Below are 20,099 nucleotides of genomic sequence, written 5' to 3' on the forward strand. Positions count from 1 at the left end.
TGCAACCACCACTAGAACCCAAGGTGTTCTAACCCTGTTTCTCACTCACGACCATGGACCGGCCCTTCAGTGCATACGGATCGGCAGATCCAGGCCTGACGATGCAGTCCATCCCGGGCACCCCCCGCGGCCTCGGTGTCCGGCCCAGGAAGCCTAGGTCCGGCATGCCGAGACGGGCACTCGTCAACTCCACCCCGATCGAATTTCCCGCTGCCCCCAACGCAAATCCGGCCCACGGCATCCCCGGCGCCCGTTTTTGTCGGTGGTCGCCGGTAGAGTGGAAATCGGGGGCTGCTCAGAACGATTCCCTTGCCCAGCAAGCAAAATCCCGCGATCTTTCACTCGATTCAGCGATGCCGTTCGAACGGACGTTCGGGTACCGTAGTTCACATGACCAGCAACCGAAGACCTCCGCAGCGCCCCGAAATGGCGCTGCCTCAGCAAAAGACCCTATCGATCGAGCAGCCGCCGGAAGTGATCCGGCAGCGGCAGGTCCCGAGCCTGCGCCGGCGTAAGCCACGCGAAGTCGTCGTGCTCCTCGGGATTGAGCACGACCGCACCGAGCCCGTCTTCGTCCACTGTGTACACACACGCGTGGATCCGCATGGCCCGCCCCGCGACGTCCGGCCACGAATCCCGGGCGAGTTCGCCGGTGACGCGCACCCGCAAGCCGGTCTCTTCAGCCACCTCACGTACGGCTGTGGCCTCGAAGGCCTCGCCGGGCTCGACAGTCCCGCCGGGGAGTTCCCACCGGTCGGCGAGGAAGACGCCGGGCCTGCGGCGCAGGAACAGCACCTCGTCACCACGGGCGATCCAGCAGTAGGCCAGGTGCTTGTGCGCGATCTCCGTCATGCGCGCGATTGTGGCCCAGCCGGGCCTCGACGCCGGCAGGTGGGCGCGGTAGCCGCGAAGGGTGGCCGCACTCGAGGTCCCAGCCGCCGTCGTCGTAGGCGTGGAGGCCGATGATCGCGAGGGATCACCTCACGAACGAGTCCAGAGACAGAAGGGATGCCCGGCAGGGTCGAAACACACACGGACGTCGTCCTGTGGCTGGAAGTCCGCGACCACGGCGCCGGCGGCGGTCGCCAGTGCCGTCGCCTCCTCGAGGTCGTCCACTTCGATGTCGAGGTGCAGCTGCATCTGCTGGGTGCCCTCGACCGGCGGCCACACCGGCGGAACGTGCCCGGTCTCCAGCTGGAACGACAGGCCCGCGCTGCCGTCGTCCGGGCGCAGCGTCACCCATTCCGGCTCGTCGGTGCGGATCGGCCAGCCCAGCAGCTTCGAGTAGAACTCGGCGAGCGCGCGGGGTTCCGGCGTGCCGAGCACCGTGGAGGTCAGTTTCATGATCGGGTGATACCCGCTCGGCGCGATCCCTACCGTGCCGGTCCGGACTGCGTGTCGAAGTAGGCGATCGGCGGCCCGACGTGGCGCCACGAAGTCGTGGCGAACACGGCGGCACCCGACAACGCGAGCAGGAGGGTGACGACTCCCAGGGTGGCCCCGATCCGGCCGAAGCCCGGCCGGGTGCGCGCGCCCGCGCAGATGCCGAAGACCAGCGCCAGGACGCTGATCGGCAGCAGCGCGAACCACAGCGCACCGAGGACCAGCACGAACGCCTGGGCGACCCAGGAGTACACCCACGCGGCCAGCAGCGGCGGCCGGACGAGCAGCCATGCGGCCCACGTGGCGAGCGCCAGCGTGACGCCGGCCGCGCCGATCGACAGTGACGCGATCGCCAGGCCGCGGCCGGGCCGGGTGGTCTCGGCGGATTCGGCTTCGGACTCCGGTGCCCCCATGCCGGGAACATCCGCTCCGGGCGGCTGGGCGTTACGCGGAATACCTGGGCGTGGCGGCGGTTGCATCCTGGCGCAGGCGTCAAGATCACTGAGGGAGCCGCCATGTCGTCCGAGCACATCCAGGGGACCGTCGCCGACGGGTTCGAGTCCGTCCGCGAGGAGTTCGCCGCCGTCGCGGCCGCCGAAGGGGGCGACTACGCCGCTCAGCTGGTCGCGCACGTCGGCGGCGAACGCGTCGTCGACCTGTGGACCGGCCCCGCCATGACGGCCGACTCGCTGACCGGCGTGTTCTCCTCGACCAAGGGGGCCGCGCACCTGGTGGTCGCGCTGCTCGTTCAGGACGGCGTGCTGGACGTCGACCAGCGGGTGGCCCACTACTGGCCGGAGTTCGGTGCCGCGGGCAAGGACGCGATCACGCTGCGGGACCTGCTGGCGCACCGCGCCGGCCTCGTCGGCGCCGACGAGGGCTTCACCGCCGAGGAGCTGGCGGACGACCGGGTGATCGCGGAGCGGCTCGCCCCGCAGCGGCCGTACTGGCGGCCCGGCACGGCGTTCGGCTACCACGCGCTGGTGATCGGCGCGCTGACCGGCGAGGTCGTCCGGCGGGTCACCGGCCGCAGCATCCAGGAGCACTTCGAGGAGCGTGTCCGGAAGCCGTTCGGCCTGGACTTCTATCTCGGCCTGCCCGAGGAGCTGGAGCCGCGGTTCCTGACCACGCTGCCGATGCAGCCGACGCCGGAGCAGCAGGCCCAGCTGGAGGCGAACGCGACCGGGCCGGACAGCATCACCGGGATCGCGTTCAACCGGAACAACGCGAAGTCACCGGAGCTGTGGGACCTGCCGAACATCCCGGTCGTCCGCCGCCTGGGCCCGGCCTCGGTCGGCGGCGTGGCCTCGGCCCGCGGCCTGGCGGGCATGTACGCGGCGGCGATCAGCGGCCCGGAGCCGCTCCTGCGCGCGGAGACGGCGGCGGCGTTCGCCCAGATCCACTCGGTCGGAGACGACCTGACCACCCGCAACCGCAACGCGTTCGGCCTCGGCTTCGCGATCGTGTCGGACATCTACCCGACGCTGGGCCAGGGCGCCTTCGGCCACAGCGGCGCGGCGGGCTCCCAGGCCTTCGCCGACCCCCGCAGCGGCCTGACGTACGGCTACAACCGCCGCCGGTTCGCCTTCCCGGGCGGAGCGGCCCCGGAGAACGCCCGCCTGGTCCGCGCCATCCACGCGGCCGCGACGGCGTAGCCATCCACAAAGGACCGTCGCCGCCCCGGCGGTGACGGTCCGTACCGGGAGCAACACGCACCTCCGGCCGGTCCAGGCACCGCCCGCCCGGCCGGAGGAATGCACGTCCGCAGTGGACGCCGTTACAGGGTTCACTCGTTAGGACGTTCCAGGCGGAGCATCACGCCTGCTCATCCGCGTCTGACTGACTTTCCGTAGCGAAAACCCTCCCGATCATTGCTCCGTTGTGAAACTATTGACCCGTTCGCGAGGAGAGGGCCTCGCGATGGGGGACTCACCGTCACGGCCAGCGTCCCCATGCAGATCCCCAGGGGAGAGGAGATCGACCATGTCGACGCCCACGGACACCAAGCCGGAAGAGATCCCGGAGCCGATCGAGAAGGCAGGCCCGGTGGTCCCGGAGCCCGACGAGCACGGCTGGGTGCACATCGGCCACAAGCCCGAGACCACGGTGGTTTCGCCCAACTGTGGCGACCCGTGCTACCAGCGCCAGAACTGAGTTACCAGAGTGTGACCGCCCGCCTGCCGATCTTTCCACGGCGGGCGGGCTTCCTTCTGCTCCCGGCTGTGCTGTCATAGGAGTGTGCCTGTGACAAAGCCCCACACTTCCGAGGTGCTCGAGCGTGTGCGCACGCTGCAGAAGGCGGCTTCGGCCGCATCGTGCCTGGGGCGCTACCACGACGGCGTCCGGCAGCTTCGGCAGGGGATGGCCCTTCTCGACGCGATCCACCCCGTGGCACCGGCCCACCGGTCCGACTGGCTGGTGACCCGGATCCGCCTGGCCAGCACCCTGGCCGCCATTTCGACCGAGATCACCGGCGACGTTCCCGCCGGGCTTGCCGCGCTCGACGACGTCCGCCTGCTGATCGACGCTGTCACCGACCCGGTGCTTCGGGCGGAGCTCAGCGCATCGCTGAACCACAACTACGCCATGAAGCTCATGACGGTGGGCCGGAACGAAGACAGCATCGGCTACTTCGAAGCGTCGCTCGAACACCACGAGTACCGGCTCGAACACGGCTCTGCCCCCGAGGCCCGGATGGGCGCCTACGTCCAGACGTTGTCAGCCCGGGGCTGGTCGCACGCGAAGCTCGGCAACGTCCGTCAGGCGCGCGAAGATCTCACGCGGGCGATCGAGCTGGCGGAGAAGCACGAGCTGCGGGTCGAAGCCGCCGATGTGCGGAGGAGCCTCGGTGTGCTCGCCCATCGCACCGGCGACGTGCCCGAGGCGCTGCGGCTGTACGAGGTCGGCGAGCGCACCTATCGGGCTCTGGGCCTCGACGTACCGCACCAGCTCCGGCTCGAGCAGGCGCAGGCACTGATCTCGGCCGGGCTGGCGGAGGAGGCGGGCGGGCACCTCGACGACGTCCTCGCGACGATGAACGAGCAGCACAACGTCACCCGCAAGCGAGCCAACGCCGAACTGCACCGGGCTTCCGCGGCCCTCATGAACGACGAACTCGAGCTGGCCCGCGCGATGGCCGCTTCGGCCCGGCGCGGGATGCTCCGGGTGGGGTGCCGCACCTGTGTCGCCAACGCGACCCTCATCGGCTTGCAGGCCGATGTGCGCGAAAGCCTCCGGTCCGGAGAGATCCCGGCGGCGTTGCCGGCCCGGGCACTCCGCGTCGCGGCGAAGATGGCCACCCCGCTGCTCACCGACCAGGCCGCCACCGCGCGGATGCTCGCCGTCCGGCTCGACATCCGGCGCGGGAACCTCAAACGCGCCGTCGAAACCCTCCAGAAGGTGCCCCGGCCCGGGCAGCTCACCCCCATCGACTACCGGATGCTGCGCCGTCTCTGCCGGGCCGAACTCGCCGTCGCGCAGGGGAGCCGGGCCAAGGCGCTCACCGAAATCCGGTCCGGGCTCAGTGAGCTCGACGCCGTCCGGGATCGGATGGGTGGGCTCGATCTCGTCTCCGGGACCGCCCTGCACGGGCAGGAGCTCGCCGATCTCGCCGTCAAGCTCGTGCTCGAACGCAGTGATGCGCGGCGGCTGTTCGTCTGGCTCGAACGGACCAGGGCCCAGACCTACCGGTACGAACCGCTCTCCGCCGGGACTGATCCCGAGCTTGCCGCGCGGGTGGCCGAAGTCCGCGGGCTCGGGCAGGCCATCCAGGAAGCCCAGCACGACGGCCATCCCATTGCCGGGCTGCGGGCGAAGTACAACGAACGTCTTCGCGAAGCCCAGCGGCTCGGGTGGCACACCGGGCGGTGGGGACGGCCGCGGCCCGTGGCCGGGCTGCACGAGGTCGTCGAGCGGCTCGGGGAACGGGCCATGGTCAGCTTTGCCGCTTCCGGGGACGAACTCGTCGCCGTCGTCGTGGCCGGGGGTGAGTGCCGGCTCGTTCGGCTCGGGTCCGCCGAAGCCGCCGCCGAGTCGGCGCGCGTCCTGAACGTCGACCTCGATGCCCTGGCGCCCGACAACCTGCCCGAACGGCTGGCCGAGGTCGTCATGGCGTCGGCGCGCAAGCAGGCCGACAAGCTCGACGCGCAGCTCATCCGGCCGCTGGCCGGTCTCGTCGGTGACCGCGAGCTGGTCGTCGTCCCCACCGGGCCGCTCTACGCCGTGCCGTGGGGCGTGCTGCCCGGGCTGCGCGGGCGGCCCACCGTCGTCGCGCCGTCGGCCACCGCCTGGCTTGCCGCCGAGCGGACGCAGTCGCCGCGGGCCCGCAAGATCGTGCTCGTCCGCGGGCCCGGGCTGGCTGGGGCGCGCGGGGAACTCGAGAAGCTGACCACGCACTACCGGAGCGCCACCACGATGACCGGCGCCAAGGCCACCGTGAAGTCCGTGCTGCGTGCGCTGGACGGCGCCAAGCTCGCGCACTTCGCCGCGCACGGCGCGCACGAGCCCGAGAACGCGCTGTTCTCCCGGCTCGAACTAGCCGACGGTGCCCTCTTCGGCCACGAGATGGCGGGACTGCGGCAGCCGCCGCGGCAGGTCGTCTTCGCCGCGTGCGAACTCGCGCTGAACCGGATCCGGCCGGGCGACGAGGCCCTCGGCTTCGCCAGCGCGCTGCTGGCCAGCGGCTCGCGGACGGTCATCGCGCCGCTCTCCCGCGTCGGCGACCTGGCCTCGGCGGCCGCGATGGACGACTACTACCGGGCACTCGCCGTCCGGGAGAGCCCGGCGCTGGCACTGGCCGACGCAATCGCCGTCGACCCGTTCCGCCGTCCGTTCGTCTGCCTCGGGGCGGGCTAGGCAGGCGGCGACCACACCAGCCGCGGGTCGGTCTGCACGAAGCTGCCCAGCAGGTGGTCGATCCGGGTCAGCACGTCGAGGTCGAGCCGGACGCCCGCCGCCTTCGCGTTCTCCGTGACCTGCGCCGGCGTGCTCGCGCCCATGACTGCCGACGCGACGCTCTCGTGCTGCAACGTCCACGCCAGCGCCAGCTGCGCCATCGTCAGGCCCGCGTCGTCCGCGACGCCGCGCAGCAGCTCCACCCGCTCCAGCAGCTCCGGCATCAGCAACGGCCGCGCGTACGCCGGACCGGCCGCGCGCGATCCGGCCGCGATCCGGCCGTCGCGGTACTTGCCCGTCAGCACGCCCTGTGCGAGCGGGACCGCGGCGAACTGCCCGACGCCGATCCGCGCGCCCACCGGCATCACCTGCGCCTCCGCCACCCGCCACAGCATCGAATAGTGCGGCTGGTTGGCGATCAGCGGCACGTCGTAGCGGGACGCCGCCTCATGCGCCTGCATCAGCTGCTCGGCCGTCCACTCCGACGTGCCGACGTACCGGATCTTCCCCTGCCGCACCAGATCCGACAGCGTCAGGAACGTCTCCGCGACCGGTGTCCGGTAGTCGAAGCGCAGCAGCTGGTAGACGTCGACGTAGTCGGTGCGCAGCCGCCGCAGCGAACCCTCCAGCGACGCGATCACGTGCTTGCGGCTCAGTCCCGTGTCGTTCGGGCCGGGACCTTCCGGCCAGAACACGCCGGTGCACAGCACCAGATCGTCGCGGCGGACACCGGAAAACGCCTTGCCGTACGCCGATTCCGCGGCGCCGCCGTCCCAGGCCGCCGCGGTGTGGAACGTCGTGATGCCGGCGTCCAGCGCCGCCTCGACACAGCCCGGCGAGCCGTGCGTCAGCCAGTTGCCGTAGGCGATCTCGCTGACGGCGAGCCCGCTCGCGCCCAGCCTGCGGTACTCCACTTCAGCCTCCCTGGACGGCCATCTCGTCGATCCACGCGTCGAGCGCGCCTGCCTTGCGGGCGAAGGACTCCCGCACCGATTCGTGTGGCAGGATCAGGAACTCCTCCTTGGCGAGCCCGCGCACGACCGCCTCGGCGACGTCCTCGGGTTCGAGCAGCGGCGCCGCCGCGGCGATGGCCAGCGCGGCCGGGTGGCCGGCGGCGATGCCGGGCTCCAGCAGGGCCGTCCGGACGCCGAGCGGGCACAGCGCGCTGACCCGCACCCCGCGCGGCCGGTAGGTGATCGCCAGCCACTCGGCGAGCCCGACGGCCGCGTGCTTGGTGACCGAATACGGCGCGTCGCCGGGGATGCCCAGCAGCCCGGCGCCGGACGCCGTGATCAGCAGGTGGCCCTCGCCGCGGGCGAGCATCGCGGGCAGCACCACCTGCGCGGCGTGGACGTGCTGCATCACGTTGATCTCCCACGACTTCTGCCACTGCTCGTCGGCCGCGTGCACGCCGGTGCCGAACGCCGCGCCCGCGTTGGCGCAGAACAGGTCCACCGGGCCGAACTCCGCGCGCGCCGCCGCGACCAGCGCCTTCAGGTCCTTTTTGGACGTCGCGTCGGCGGTCACCGCGACGGCCCGGCCGCCCGCGGTGGCGATCTCGTCCGCGACGCGGGCCGCGCCCGCGGCGTCGACATCGGACACGACCACCCCCGCCGCGCCCTCCGCGGCGAAGCGGCGGGCCATGGCGGCCCCGATCCCGTGGGCCGCGCCGGTCAGCACGGCCACTCGTCCAGTCAGTTCCACGCGGGCTCCAGTAATTCGGGGTCGGCATTGTCACGTGCGTGCGGGAAATGTATTTCCCGGTTGCGACGCGGGTGATAAAAGTCCTGGTAGAGCCCATGATCGCGCTGGGTTCCACGGTTTCGTACATTAGCACGAGTATTGCGTTTACCGGGCCTGGTGAGCTATTTCTGAAGATCGCACCGCCCCGCGTACAGGAGGTTCGCCGATGGCCGAGCTGGTCCCGCCGTCGCATGCCCGACGGCTGCGGTGCCTGAGCATCGGCGGCCCCGATGCGGTCGCCGCGGCCGCCCGCGGTGGCGGCCTCGGTGTCCTCGACGGCGCCGATCCCGAAGCCCTGCGGCTGGTCGCGGCCCGGGTGCGGGTGCCCTACGCCGTGCGCACCGACGGCCCGCTGCCCGAGGGTGCCGCCTTCGCCGTCCGCACGAAAGCGCCGTGGACGGACGCGATCGCCGAAGTCGCGGACGTCACCACCGCGGCCGAGGCCGTCCGCGGGGGAGCGCGAGGGCTCCTCGCCCGCGGTGGTGACCTGAGTGACTTCATTCTGCTGCAACAGCTTCTGAACACCTTCGACGTCCCGGTGTGGGGCCGGGTGGCCGGGCCGCGCACGGCGGTGGGTGCTCTCGCCGGTGGCGCGGCAGGCGTCGTCCTTGAGTCCGCTGTGGACACCGAGGTGCGCCGGATCGTCGGCGCGGAGGTGCCCGCGGCGACGCTCGGCACGCGGTTGTGCCGGACGCTCGGGAGCGCGCTGCCGGTCGTCCAGGGCCCGATGACGCGGGTGAGCGACCAGCCCGGCTTCGCCGCCGCGGTCGCGGAAGCGGGTGGATTCCCGTTCGTGGCCGTGGCCACGGCGAACGGTGACCGCACGACCGAGCTGCTCACGCGCACCGCCGAACGGCTCGGGGACCGGCCCTGGGGCGCGGGCATCCTCGGGTTCGTGCCGGACGCGCTGCGCGTCGAACAGCTGGCCGCGATCCGGGCCGCGCGCCCGCGGTGCGTCCTGGTCGCGGGCGGGAAACCCGGGCAGGCCAAGGCGCTGGAGGCCGACGGGATCGTGACGTTCCTGCACGTGCCGTCGCCGATCCTGCTTGCCCAGTACCTCGACGCCGGGGTCCGCCGGTTCGTCTTCGAAGGCGCCGAGTGCGGCGGGCACGTCGGCCCGCGGACCAGTTTCGAGCTGTGGGAAGAGCAACTGGCCGTGCTCGGCGCGGCGAAGGACGTCGAGGTGCTCTTCGCGGGTGGCATCCACGACGCGCGCTCGGCCGCGATGGTCGCGGCGATGGCCGCGCCGCTCGACGCCGTCGGTGTCCTGATGGGCACGGCTTACCTGTTCACCGAGGAGGCCGTGACGCACGGCGCGATCACCGGGCTGTTCCAGGAGCGCGCGATCGCCGCCGACGCCACCGTGACCCTGGAGACCGCGCCCGGCCACCGCACGCGGTGCCTGCCGAGCCCGTACACCGAGGAGTTCGAGCAGGTCAAGGCCGGTCTGCGGGATGTACCGGCACAGGAGGCGTGGCAGCGGCTGGAGGAGCTGAACACCGGACGGCTGCGCGTCGCGAGCAAGGGCATCCGCCACGGCGGCGAGCGCGTCGACGAGGAAACCCAGCTGGCCGAAGGGATGTACATGGCCGGGCAGGTCGCCGTGCTGCGCGACCGCCGGACGACGATCGCCGAGCTGCACCGCGAAGTCACTTCTGGGAAGAGCTTCGCCCGTCAGGAAGAACCGGTGCCGACTGAGTCCACAAGAGACATTGCGATCATCGGCATGGCCTGCACGTTCCCCGGTGCGCCCGACCTCGAAGCCTTCTGGTCGGCCGTCCTCCGCGGCGACGACGCCGTCACCGAAGTGCCGCCGGAACGCTGGGACCCGGAAGTCTACTTCGGACAGTCCACATCGAAGTGGGGTGGCTTCCTGCCGCCGCTGGACGTCGACCCGCTGGACTACGGCATCCCGCCGTCGGCGATGGCGAGCATCGACCCGGCCCAGCTGGTGTCGCTGGAGACCGCGCGCCGCGCGCTGGCCGACGCCGGATACGCCGACCGGGACTTCGACCGCGAGCACACGAGTGTCGTCTTCGGCGCGGAAGCGGGCGGCGACCTCGCCAACGCGGGCACGCTGCGGTCCCTGCTCGACGGCTACCTCGACGAGGTGCCGCCCGAGCTGCTGGCCCAGCTGCCCGAACCGACCGAGGACACGTTCCCCGGCACGCTGGCCAACGTCATCTCCGGCCGGATCGCCAACCGGCTCGACCTCGGCGGCGCGAACTACACTGTGGACGCCGCGTGCGGTTCGTCGCTGGCCGCGCTGGACCTGGCGGCGAAGGAACTGCGGGCCGGGACGAGTTCGCTGGTGCTGTGCGGCGCGGTCGACCTGCACAACGGCATCCACGACTACCTGATGTTCACGTCGGCGGGCGCGCTGTCGCCGACCGGCCGCTGCCGCCCGTTCGACGCGGCCGCCGACGGCATCGCGCTCGGCGAGGGCGTGGCCTGCCTGGTGCTGAAGCGCCTGCCGGACGCCGAACGCGACGGCGACCGGATCTACGCGGTGGTCAAGGGCGTCGGCGCGGCCAGCGACGGCAAGGCACTCGGCCTGACGGCACCGCGCCCGGAAGGGCAGCACCGCGCGCTGGAGCGGGCCTACCGCGACGCCGGAGTGTCCCCTGTGGACGTCGGACTGGTCGAAGCACACGGCACCGGAACGGTGGTCGGCGACGCGACCGAACTCCGGACGCTGACGGGGTTCTTCACCGACGCGGGCGCGGCGCCGGGCAGCTGCGCGCTGGGCTCGGTGAAGAGCCAGATCGGCCACACGAAGTGCGCGGCGGGCCTGGCAGGCTTGATCAAGGCGGCGCTCGCGCTGTGGCACGAGGTGCTGCCCCCGACCCTGCACCTGACCAAGCCGAACGCGGCATGGGACGCGGCGAGGAGCCCGTTCACGTTCACCACAGCGGCGCGACCGTGGCCCAACCCGGCGCGGCTGGCTGGGGTGAGTGCATTCGGGTTCGGGGGCACGAACTTCCACGCGGTGCTCGGCGCGGGCCCGGTGGCCCCGGACCGGAGTCATGGACTGCGCGACTGGTCCCCGGAGGCCGAGCAGGCGCTGCGGGAGATCCGGGGTGGGGCGGCTGGGGCGCCGGAGCCTGCCGCCGGTTCGGGCGGGCAGCCTTCGCCCGCCTCCGGCCGCAATGCCACCGACCCCGGCAAGATTGCCTTCCTCTTCCCCGGCCAGGGCAGCCAGCGCCCCGGGATGCTCGCCGAACTCTTCGTCCACTTTCCCGAACTGGCCGATCTTCTCCGGCTCGCGCCCGACGTCGCCGCGAAGGCCTTCCCGCCTCGGGCCTTCGACCCCGATGCCGTCGCGGCGCAGGAAGCCGCCCTCACCGACACCCGCGTTGCGCAGCCCGCACTCGGGCTTGTCGAAACCGCCGTCGTGCGGCTCCTCGAACAGGTCGGCGTCCGGCCGGACTTCCTCGCCGGGCACAGCTATGGGGAACTGGTCGCCCTCTCGGTCGCCGGTGCCTTCGACACCAGCACCCTGCTGCGCCTGAGCCGGGCCCGGGCGCAGGCCATCGCCGACGTCGCCGCGCCCGGCACGATGGCTGCCGTCAAGGCCTCGCGGGATCTGCTCACCCCGACCCTGATCGGCCCCGACGTCGTCGTCGCCAACCACAACGCTCCCGGGCAGGTCGTCCTCTCCGGCTCGGTTGCCGCGGTCGAACGTGCTGTCCGGCGGCTGAGGGAAACCGGCATCAGCGCGCAGCGGATTCCCGTCGCGTGTGCGTTCCACAGCCCGCTGGTCGCCGGCGCCGGTGCCGTCTTCGCGGAGGCACTCGCGCGCGAGTCCATAATGGATCCGAAGCTGCCGGTCTGGGCCAACCGCACCGCACAGCCGTACGGCGACGACGTCCGCGCCGAACTCGCCGCGCAGATCGGCTCGCCCGTCCGGTTCGTCGACCAGATCGAAGCGATGTACGCGGCCGGCGCGCGGACGTTCGTCGAGGCCGGGCCGGGCCGCGTGCTTTCCCGGCTGGTGGGGGAGATCCTCGGCGACCGGCCGCACACCGTTGTCGCTTGTGGACCCGACCTCACCGGCTTCCTGACCGCGTTGTCCCGGCTCGCCGCCGCCGGGGTCACCGTCCACACCGGACGCCTTACTCGGCCGGAGCGCCCACAGCCGTCCGCCACCGCCTGGGCCGTCGACGGGCGGTCCGTCCGCGCGCCCGGTGCCGAGGCACCCGCCCTGCCCCCGGCCCGCAGAATCCGGAGTACCGCCATGACCCAGCCCGCGCCCGGCCGCGACCAGGCGATCGTCGACTTCCTGCGCACCACCCGCGAACTCGTCGCGGCGCAGCGGGAAGTCATGCTCGGCTACCTCGGGAACGCCCCGGCGCCCGTGGTGATCGAGGAACCCGTGGTGATCCCCGAGCCGCAGCCGATTGCGACGCCCGAGCCGGTCGAAGCCGACGTCCGGAGCACCGTGATCGCCGTCATCAGCGAGCGCACCGGCTACCCGGCCGAGATGATCGACGGCGACCTCGACCTCGAAGCCGACCTGTCGATCGACTCGATCAAGCGCACCGAGATCGCCGGGACACTGCTGAGCAAGCTCGGCTTGCCCGCCGACGACCGCACCGACCAGCTCTCCCGTGACCGGACCGCCGACGCGCTGACCGCGCACCTGGAAAGCTGGCTGACTCCCGCGGCCGCCGCCCCGGTCCGGTACCGGCTGGAAAAGGTGCCGGTGCCGCTCGACCCCGATCCCGCCCGGCTGCGCGGGAAGTCGGTGGCGGTGCTGGGTGACGACGAGACCGTGCGTGCCGCCTTCGCCCGCGCCGGGGCGGAGATCGTCGACGCGGACGCCGACGTCACCGTGGTGCCGGCCGCCGGCCGCCGCGTGCCGGAGGTGTTCTCGCTGCTCAAGGCGGCAACCGGCACCGTGCTGGTGGCGGCCGAGCCGGGTACGGCCGGGCTCCGCGGCCTGGTCCGCTCCGCCGCGCTCGAACGCCAGGGCGTCACACGGCTCGTCGAGGTCGCCGACGACATCGCGAAGGTGCTGGTCGACGAGGCCCTCAGCGACGGCCCCTCGGTCGTCGGCCACGACGACGGCGGCCGTTTCACGATCGAGCCGCGGCCCGCCGACCTGCCCTCGATCGCCTATTCCGGCGCCGGTCCGGGCGGTGGCGAGCTGGCCGCGCTGGGCCTCGGCCCGGACTCGGTGGTGCTGCTGATCGGGGGCGCCCGCGGGATCACCGCCCGCGCGGCGGTCGCCTTCGCCGCCTCCGGCTGCCGCATCGAGCTGGCCGGCCGCACGCCGTGGCCCGGCGAGCCCGACGACCTGCCCGCCGACCCCGCCGCGATGCGTGCGGTGCTGGCCGGGCGCGGCGGGGCGGTGGCCGACATCGAACGCCGGGTGCGGACCGTGCTCGCCCAGCGTGAGATCGGCCGGACGCTGGAGGAAATCCGTGCGGCCGGGGGCGTCCCGGCCTACCGGGCGCTCGACGTCCGGGACGCGGACGCCGTGCATCGCCTGGTGAAGGAGCTGGACGGGCGGATCGACGGCGTCGTCTTCGCCGCCGGGGTGATCGACGACAAGCTTATGGCGGACAAGGACGAGACGTCGTTCCGGGACGTCTTCGAGACCAAAGTGGACGGCGCTCGCGCGATGCTGGCTTCGCTGACGGAGTTCGGGGCCGAACCCGGCTTCGTTGCGTTCTTCGGCAGCATTGCCGCTGTCCTGGGCAACCGCGGGCAGACCGACTACGCCGCGGCGAACGACGCGCTGGAGGCCCTGGGCCGCACCTGGCCGGGCCGCGCGGTGACCGTCCACTGGGGACCGTGGGCGCCGGGCCACGACCACGGCGGCATGGTCTCCCCAGAGCTGGCGCGCGAGTACGAGCGGCGGGACATCGCCCTGCTCGACCCGGACGAGGGCACGGCGGCCCTGCTGCGCGAACTGGCCTACGGGACCGACCGCGCGGTGCTCTACACGGCGTCGCTGTGGTGAGCCAGGAGCCGGTGGCGATCGTCGGCATGGGCGTGTTCCTGCCCGGCGCGTCCACAGTGGACCAGTACTGGCGGAACCTCGTGGACGGCGCCGACGCCGTCACCGAGATCCCGCCGCACCGCCGCGACCCGGCGTTCCACGGCCGCGACGGCGCCGCCCCGGACCGCACGCACGGCCGCCGCGGCGGCTTCACCCCGGAGTTCCTCGACTTCGACCCGGCCGCGCACGGCGTGCCGCCGACGTCCGTCGACGGCACCGAACCGGACCAGCTGACCGCGCTCGCCGTCGCCGTGTCCGCGGTCGACGACGCGGGCGGCCTCGGCAGGCTCGGCGACCCGGAACGCATCGGTGTCGTGCTCGGCCGTGGCGGCTACCTTTCGCCCGGCCTGCAGGGCTTCGACCAGCGCGTACGCACTGTCCGCCAGGTGACCCGCACGGTCGGCGAGCTGCTGCCGTCGGCCGGGCCGGACGTCCTCGACCGGCTGCGGACGGCGTTGCTCGAACCCCTCGGCGAGTTCCGGCCGGAGACTGCCGCCGGGCTGGTCCCGAACCTCGCCGCTGCGCGCGTCGCCAACCGGCTCGACCTCGGCGGGCCCGCGTACACAGTGGACGCTGCCTGTGCGTCTTCGCTGGTCGCGGTGGACCAGGCAATCGGGGAGCTGACCCGGCGGCGCTGCGACGTCGTGCTGGCCGGTGGGGTGCACCAGACGCAGGATGACACGCTGTGGTCGCTGTTCACCCAGCTCGGCGCGCTGTCGCCGAGCCAGCGGATCAGCCCGCTCTCGCGTGCCGCCGACGGCATGCTCATCGGCGAGGGCACCGCGATGGTCGTGCTCAAGCGGCTGGCCGACGCCCGGCGCGACGGCGACCGCGTCTACGCCGTGATCCGCGGCAGCGGGACGTCGAGTGACGGCCGGGGCGCGAGCCTGCTCAGCCCGTCGGTCGCCGGGCAGACTCTGGCTCTGCGGCGGGCCTGGGACGGGCGGGATCCCACGGAAATCGGCCTGCTGGAAGCACACGGCACCGCCACGCCCGCCGGGGACGCCGCCGAGCTGACCACCGTCGCCGACGTCTTCGGCCCGGCAGGCGGGCCGCGGGCGGTGATCGGCTCGGTCAAGTCGATGCTCGGGCACACGCTGGCGACCGCGGGGATCGCCGGGCTGGTCAAGGTCGCCCTCGCGCTGCACCACGAGGTGCTGCCGCCGACGCTCAACTGCGCCGACCCGAACCCGTTGCTGGACAAGACCCGCTTCCGGGTGCTGGCCGAAGCCGAGCCGTGGGGTGCGCTGCCGCGGGTCGCCGCGGTCAACGCGTTCGGCTTCGGCGGGGTCAACGCGCACGTCGTCCTGGAGGCCGGGGACCCGGCGCCGAAGCGGCGGGTGCGTGTCGACGAGCCGGAACGCGTGCTGCGGCTGGCCGCGCGCACGCCGGAGGAACTGCTGGACCGGCTCGACCGGCCCGAGGCGGGCGAGGGCCCGTGCCGGATCGGCATCGTCGGCCCGGACGACCGCAAGCTCGCCACGGCCCGCCGGGTCATCGCCAAGGTGGCCGCGGACGGCCGGTCGTGGCACGGCGCGGGAGACGTCTGGTGCAGCGTCGATCCGCTGCTGCCGTCCGGGAAGACGGTGTTCGTCCACCCGGGACTGGAAGACGGCACCGAACCGCGGCTGGACGACGTCGCCCGGCAGTTCGGCCTGGACCGTCCACAGTGGTCGACGGCCAGCGTGCTCGACCGCGCGGCGAGCGTGTCGGCGGCCGGGCTGATGCTCGACGAGGCACTGCGGCGGCTGGCGATCCGGCCGGACGCGCTCGCCGGGCACAGCGTCGGCGAGTGGACCGCGATGCAGGCCGCCGCGATGTACCGGGCGGCGCCGGACGCCGTGGCGCGGTACTGGCCCGGCGGATTCGAGCTGCCCGAGGCCGACTACCTGGTGCTGGGCTGCCCGGCGGCCCGCGTGGCCGGGCTGCTGCCCGAGAATCTCGTTGTCTCGCACGAGAACGCGGCGCAGCAGACGATCGTGTGCGGCCCGCCGGACGCCGTCGCGGAGTTCGCCACGATCTGCCGCGGGCAGGGGATCGTGGCCAGGACACTGCCGTTCCGGTCCGGCTTCCACACCCCGCTGATGCGGCCGTACCTCGCGCCGTTCGCCCGGCTCGTCGCCGATCTGGACCTGCGCGAACCCGCGCTGCCGGTCTGGTCGGCGACGACCGCGCGGCCCTACCCGGCGGCGCCGGACGAGGTCCGCGCGCTGTACCTGGACCACCTGCTGCGCCCGGTCCGGTTCCGGCAGCTGACCGAGGCACTGCACGACGCCGGGTTCCGCGCGTTCGTGCAGGTCGGCGCCGGGCAGATCGGTTCGTACGTCACCGACACGCTCGGCGAGCGGCGGCACCTGGTCGTCGCCGCCGCGTCCGGCACGCGGTCCGGGCTCGCGCAGCTGCGGCGGGCCGCGACGGCACTGTGGACCGAAGGCGGGACCCCGGACTTCGCGGCGCTGGAACCCCGGCGGATCCGGCTCAACACCGGGAATTCCCTGCTGTCGCTGGGAGAATCGGCACGGGGACTGCTGGACGGCGAGACGCTGCCCGCCGGGGTGCCGGACGCGATCGTCGCCGAGTTCACCGCGCTGCTCACCGAAACCCGCCGGACCGCGGCGGAGGTCGTCGCCGCGGCCGCACGGCGGCGTGTCGAATCCACTGTGGACGTCTCGCTGACGGCGATGCCGTACCTGCGTGACCACCGGTTCTTCCGGCAGCGCGACGACTGGCCCGACGAGTCCGACTTCCGGCCGGTGGTGCCCGCGACGACGCTGGTGGACCTGGCCTGCCGGGCCGTCGAGCGTACCTGGCCGGGCACGACGGCGGTCGCGGTGCGGGACGCGGTGTTCTCGCGCTGGCTGATCGCGTCGCCTGCCCAGCGGGTGCCGCTGTCCCTGAGCCGCGAGGGCGGCTGCGTCACTGTCGAAATAGGACCGTACGCGCTGATGACCGTCGAACTGGGCACGTACGCGCCACCGCCGTCACGCACCGGCGCGCCCGGCCCGGAGACCACGCCGCCGCTGAGCGCGGCCGAAATCTACGCGCGGCGCGAGATGTTCCACGGCCCGGCCTACCAGGGCCTTGCCCGGCTGACCGGGCTCGGCGAGCAGCACATCCGCGGCGAACTGGTGGTGCCGTCCGCGCCCGGCGGGCTGCTCGACAACGTCGGGCAGCTGCTCGGCTGCTGGCTGATGGCGACGCGGTCGGACGACCTGCTCGCGTTCCCGCGGTCGATCGGCCGGCTCACCTGGCACGGCCCGGAACCCGCGCCCGGCACCCGGCTGGAGTGCCTGGCGCGGATCCGGCTGCCGCGGCCGGACGTGCTGGAAATGGATGCCGAGCTGGTCCTCGACGGGCGGGTGCTGGCGACCGTCGCGGGCTGGCGGGACGTCCGGTTCCCGTGCGACCGCGCGGCCCACCGCGTCTATGCCTTCCCTGACCGGCACCTGCTGGCCGAACGGCACGACGACGGCCGGGTGACGGTCACCGACCGCTGGCCGACCGTCGCCGCCCGGGACATCTACGCCGGGATCTACCTCAGCGCGTCCGAACGCGCCGAGTTCGCCGCGGTGCCGCCGTTGCAGCAACGCGGCTGGCTGCTGCGGCGCATCGCGGCCAAGGACGCCGTCCGCGCCCGGCTCGCCGAACCCGTCTACCCCGCGGAAATCCGCGTGCACGACGACGGCACGGTGTCCGGGCGGCACCGGGACCTCCCTCGCCTCGCCGTCTCGGTCGAGCTGACCGGCGGCACCGCCACCGCACAATCCAGGAGCACGTCATGACCATCGACCACGCGTCCGCCACGTTCGACGTCGTCGCCGGGCTGCTCGCCGAACTCGTCGGCGACGCCGAGGTGCTCGGCATCGAGATCACCCCGGACACGACGTTCCACGAGGACCTGCAGCTGGAGAGCATCGACCTCGTGACGTTCGCGAGCATCCTCGCCGAGCACTTCGGTGCCGAGGTCAACCTCGCCGAGCACCTGGCGGAGAAGGACCTCGACGACGTCATCGGGCTGACGGTCGGCGACATCGCGCGGTTCGTCGAGGAGCGCACGTGCCGACGATGACCGTGAACGGGCTGCGCACGAACGTGCAGCTCGTGCCCGCCGGCGGCACCGAGACGGTGGTGTTCCTGCACGGCATGGGCACCGACAGCCTGGCGAGCTTCTACCTGACGCTGGCGCCGCCGGTCGCGGCCGCGGGCATCGACGTGATCAGTTACGACCTGCGCGGGCACGGCAAGACCGAGCGCCCGGAACGCGGCTACACGCTGGCGGACTTCGTCGCCGACCTCGACGACCTGCTGCGTCAGCTCGCGGTTTCGCGGCCGGTTCACCTGGTGGGCAACAGTTTCGGCGGCACGCTCGCCTACAGCTACGCCGCGGCCTACCCGGACCGCGTGCGCAGCATCGTGTGCATCGAGTCCGAGCCCGCGACCGACGTCTGGGCCGAGAAGATGAGCGCGATCCTCGCGCACACCGTGCGGTTCCTGCAGGTGGAGGAGAGCTTCGAGTGGATCGAAGCGAACTTCAGCGCGCACCACCGCCGTCTCGCGCGGATGGCGGCCGAGCGGATCACGTCGACGAAGATGGCCGAGGAGGTCCCGCTCGGGCCGTTGCTCACCTGGGAACAGGTGGCGGCGATCGGCTGCCCTGTCCTGTCCATTTTGGGCAGTCACGGCTACCAGGCGGACGATCTCGAAGCGCTGACGTCGATGCTGCCGCGGGGCGAGCTGCACGTGTTCGAGGGGCAGGGGCATTCGGTGCTGGTGGAGCAGCACCGGGAGGTGCGCGAGCTGGTGCTGCGCTGGATCGAGCGGCACGCGGCGTGAGGTTCCTGCTGGTCGTGCCGCCGCTGGCCGGGCACGTGGCGCCGTTGCGTGGGGTGGCTTCGGTCCTCGCCGCGCGGGGACACTCCGTGTCCTGGTGCGGTCCTGTACCGGAACTGTCCACTTTGGTCTCCGGCCGGGTGTTCCCCGCCGGGGACTCCAGGCCGTTCGCGGTGGCCTTGCGGCCGCCGGGGCTGCGCGGGTTCGCCGCGCTGAAGTACCTGTGGGAGTCGTACCTAGTGCCGCTGGCCGACGCGATGGTGCCGGGCGTCGCGTCGGCGGTTGCCTCGTTCGAGCCGGACGTTGTCGTCGTGGATCAGCAGGCGATGGCGGGGGCGCTGGTGGCGGAGCGGTGCGGGCTGCCGTGGGCGACGTCGGCGTCGACGTCCACCGAGCTGGCCGACCCGCTCTCGGCGTTGCCGAAGATCGCGTCCTGGGTCGGTGACCTCCAGGCGGGACTGCGGGCCCGGCACGGCGTCCTGCTCGGTGACCTGCGGTTCTCCCCGCATCTCGTGCTGGCGTTCACGACCCGGGCGCTGGCCGGTCCGTCCCGGTTGGACGTTCCGGTGTCCTATGTGGGCCCGGTCCTGAGTGCTGAGCCGGGCGAGTGGTCCGGTTCGGACGGACGTCCGCTGGTGGTGGTGACACTGGGGACGTCGAACGCCTCGGCGGGGACGCGGTTCCTGGCCGAGAGCGTCGACGCGCTGGCCGGGATGCCGTCGGTCCAGGGCCTGGTGGTGGATCCGTCGGGGACCCTGGTGAGCGAGGGTGTCCGGCTGGCCCGGCGGATCCCGCAGGTGGCGGTCTTCGCGCAGGCCTCGGTGGTGGTCTGCCACGGCGGGCACAACACGGTGTGCGAGGCTCTCGCGGCCGGGGTACCTCTGGTGGTCGCCCCGATCCGCGACGACCAGTCGATGCTGGCCCAGCAGGTCGTCACGGCCGCGGCCGGAGTCCGCGTCCGCTTCGACCGCGCGAAGGCGGCGGACATCCGCGCGGCCATCGAGTCAGCGGGCCAGTACCGCGAAGGCGCGTCCCGGATCCGCGAGTCCTTCGAAGCAGCCGGAGGCGCCGAGGAAGCCGCAACCCGCCTCGAATCCCTGGCGAGCCCGTGATCGAAGGGTCGACACGCGTGATTGAAGGGTCGACACGGCGCAGGGCGGGGCCGGAGGCGTGTCGACCCTCCAATCACGCGAGTTGACCCTTCAATCACGCGAGTTGGCGTTCTGATCACGCGAGTTGGCGT

At 72.6% G+C, this 20,099-nt stretch carries 13 protein-coding genes; 8 read left to right on the forward strand and 5 right to left on the reverse strand.

What is annotated here, in order from left to right:
- Positions 1–450: 450 nt before the first annotated feature.
- The 3 genes from ABJI51_RS23115 to ABJI51_RS23125 form a co-directional block, all read right to left on the reverse strand.
- Entirely contained in the window at positions 451–852 is a 402-nt protein-coding gene (locus ABJI51_RS23115) for an NUDIX domain-containing protein (RefSeq protein ID WP_348953371.1), read from the reverse strand.
- A gap of 129 nt (positions 853–981) precedes the next feature.
- A complete protein-coding gene (locus ABJI51_RS23120) occupies positions 982–1,344 on the reverse strand; it encodes a VOC family protein (protein WP_348953373.1) in 363 nt (120 codons plus the stop codon).
- A 29-nt stretch (positions 1,345–1,373) separates the two neighbouring features.
- Positions 1,374–1,796, reverse strand: coding sequence for a hypothetical protein (locus ABJI51_RS23125; RefSeq protein WP_348953374.1), 423 nt, complete (start codon positions 1,794–1,796; stop codon positions 1,374–1,376).
- Positions 1,797–1,898: 102 nt separating this feature from the next.
- On the opposite strand from ABJI51_RS23125, the gene ABJI51_RS23130 reads away from it, so the two are divergent.
- From ABJI51_RS23130 to ABJI51_RS23140, 3 genes are all read left to right on the forward strand, one after another.
- Positions 1,899–3,038, forward strand: a complete 1,140-nt coding sequence (locus ABJI51_RS23130; RefSeq protein WP_348953376.1) for a serine hydrolase domain-containing protein — start codon at positions 1,899–1,901, stop codon at positions 3,036–3,038.
- Between the two features lie 328 nt (positions 3,039–3,366).
- Entirely contained in the window at positions 3,367–3,537 is a 171-nt protein-coding gene (locus ABJI51_RS23135) for a hypothetical protein (protein WP_348953377.1), read from the forward strand.
- Between the two features lie 207 nt (positions 3,538–3,744).
- Positions 3,745–6,237: a CHAT domain-containing protein gene (locus ABJI51_RS23140; RefSeq protein WP_348953543.1), complete on the forward strand. Its 2,493-nt coding sequence runs from the start codon at positions 3,745–3,747 to the stop codon at positions 6,235–6,237.
- Here ABJI51_RS23140 and ABJI51_RS23145 read toward each other — a convergent pair.
- Positions 6,234–7,190 (reverse strand): aldo/keto reductase, encoded by a 957-nt coding sequence (locus ABJI51_RS23145; protein ID WP_348953378.1) that lies wholly within the window; start codon positions 7,188–7,190, stop codon positions 6,234–6,236. The genes ABJI51_RS23140 and ABJI51_RS23145 overlap by 4 nt on opposite strands.
- Before the next feature lies 1 nt (position 7,191).
- A complete protein-coding gene (locus tag ABJI51_RS23150) occupies positions 7,192–7,980 on the reverse strand; it encodes an SDR family oxidoreductase (protein ID WP_348953379.1) in 789 nt (262 codons plus the stop codon).
- A 205-nt stretch (positions 7,981–8,185) separates the two neighbouring features.
- Between ABJI51_RS23150 and ABJI51_RS23155 the strand changes: the two genes are divergently transcribed.
- Genes ABJI51_RS23155 through ABJI51_RS23175 form a run of 5 tightly spaced genes read left to right on the forward strand, consistent with a single transcriptional unit; the run spans position 8,186 to position 19,968 of the window.
- Positions 8,186–13,987, forward strand: a complete 5,802-nt coding sequence (locus tag ABJI51_RS23155; RefSeq protein ID WP_348953381.1) for an SDR family NAD(P)-dependent oxidoreductase — start codon at positions 8,186–8,188, stop codon at positions 13,985–13,987.
- Positions 13,981–17,808 (forward strand): beta-ketoacyl synthase N-terminal-like domain-containing protein, encoded by a 3,828-nt coding sequence (locus tag ABJI51_RS23160; protein ID WP_348953382.1) that lies wholly within the window; start codon positions 13,981–13,983, stop codon positions 17,806–17,808. The genes ABJI51_RS23155 and ABJI51_RS23160 overlap by 7 nt, the downstream gene beginning before the upstream one ends.
- On the forward strand, positions 17,805–18,095 hold the full coding sequence (locus ABJI51_RS23165) for a phosphopantetheine-binding protein (RefSeq protein ID WP_348953383.1): 291 nt from the start codon (positions 17,805–17,807) through the stop codon (positions 18,093–18,095). The genes ABJI51_RS23160 and ABJI51_RS23165 overlap by 4 nt, the downstream gene beginning before the upstream one ends.
- Positions 18,083–18,859 (forward strand): alpha/beta fold hydrolase, encoded by a 777-nt coding sequence (locus ABJI51_RS23170; RefSeq protein WP_348953384.1) that lies wholly within the window; start codon positions 18,083–18,085, stop codon positions 18,857–18,859. Before ABJI51_RS23165 ends, ABJI51_RS23170 begins: the two co-directional genes overlap by 13 nt.
- Positions 18,856–19,968, forward strand: a complete 1,113-nt coding sequence (locus ABJI51_RS23175) for a glycosyltransferase (RefSeq protein WP_348953385.1) — start codon at positions 18,856–18,858, stop codon at positions 19,966–19,968. The genes ABJI51_RS23170 and ABJI51_RS23175 overlap by 4 nt, the downstream gene beginning before the upstream one ends.
- Positions 19,969–20,099: the final 131 nt, after the last annotated feature.

This window comes from Amycolatopsis melonis (genome assembly GCF_040064235.1).
Classification (GTDB): Bacteria; Actinomycetota; Actinomycetes; order Mycobacteriales; family Pseudonocardiaceae; genus Amycolatopsis; species Amycolatopsis melonis.

What these genes read in the sequence shown, in the direction of transcription:
- ABJI51_RS23115 (WP_348953371.1), bottom strand. Translation starts at nt 852, where the DNA reads ATGACGGAGATCGCGCACAAGCACCTGGCCTACTGCTGGATCGCCCGT.
- ABJI51_RS23120 (WP_348953373.1), bottom strand. Translation starts at nt 1,344, where the DNA reads ATGAAACTGACCTCCACGGTGCTCGGCACGCCGGAACCCCGCGCGCTC.
- ABJI51_RS23125 (WP_348953374.1), bottom strand. Translation starts at nt 1,796, where the DNA reads ATGGGGGCACCGGAGTCCGAAGCCGAATCCGCCGAGACCACCCGGCCC.
- ABJI51_RS23130 (WP_348953376.1), top strand. Translation starts at nt 1,899, where the DNA reads ATGTCGTCCGAGCACATCCAGGGGACCGTCGCCGACGGGTTCGAGTCC.
- ABJI51_RS23135 (WP_348953377.1), top strand. Translation starts at nt 3,367, where the DNA reads ATGTCGACGCCCACGGACACCAAGCCGGAAGAGATCCCGGAGCCGATC.
- ABJI51_RS23140 (WP_348953543.1), top strand. Translation starts at nt 3,745, where the DNA reads ATGGCCCTTCTCGACGCGATCCACCCCGTGGCACCGGCCCACCGGTCC.
- ABJI51_RS23155 (WP_348953381.1), top strand. Translation starts at nt 8,186, where the DNA reads ATGGCCGAGCTGGTCCCGCCGTCGCATGCCCGACGGCTGCGGTGCCTG.
- ABJI51_RS23165 (WP_348953383.1), top strand. Translation starts at nt 17,805, where the DNA reads ATGACCATCGACCACGCGTCCGCCACGTTCGACGTCGTCGCCGGGCTG.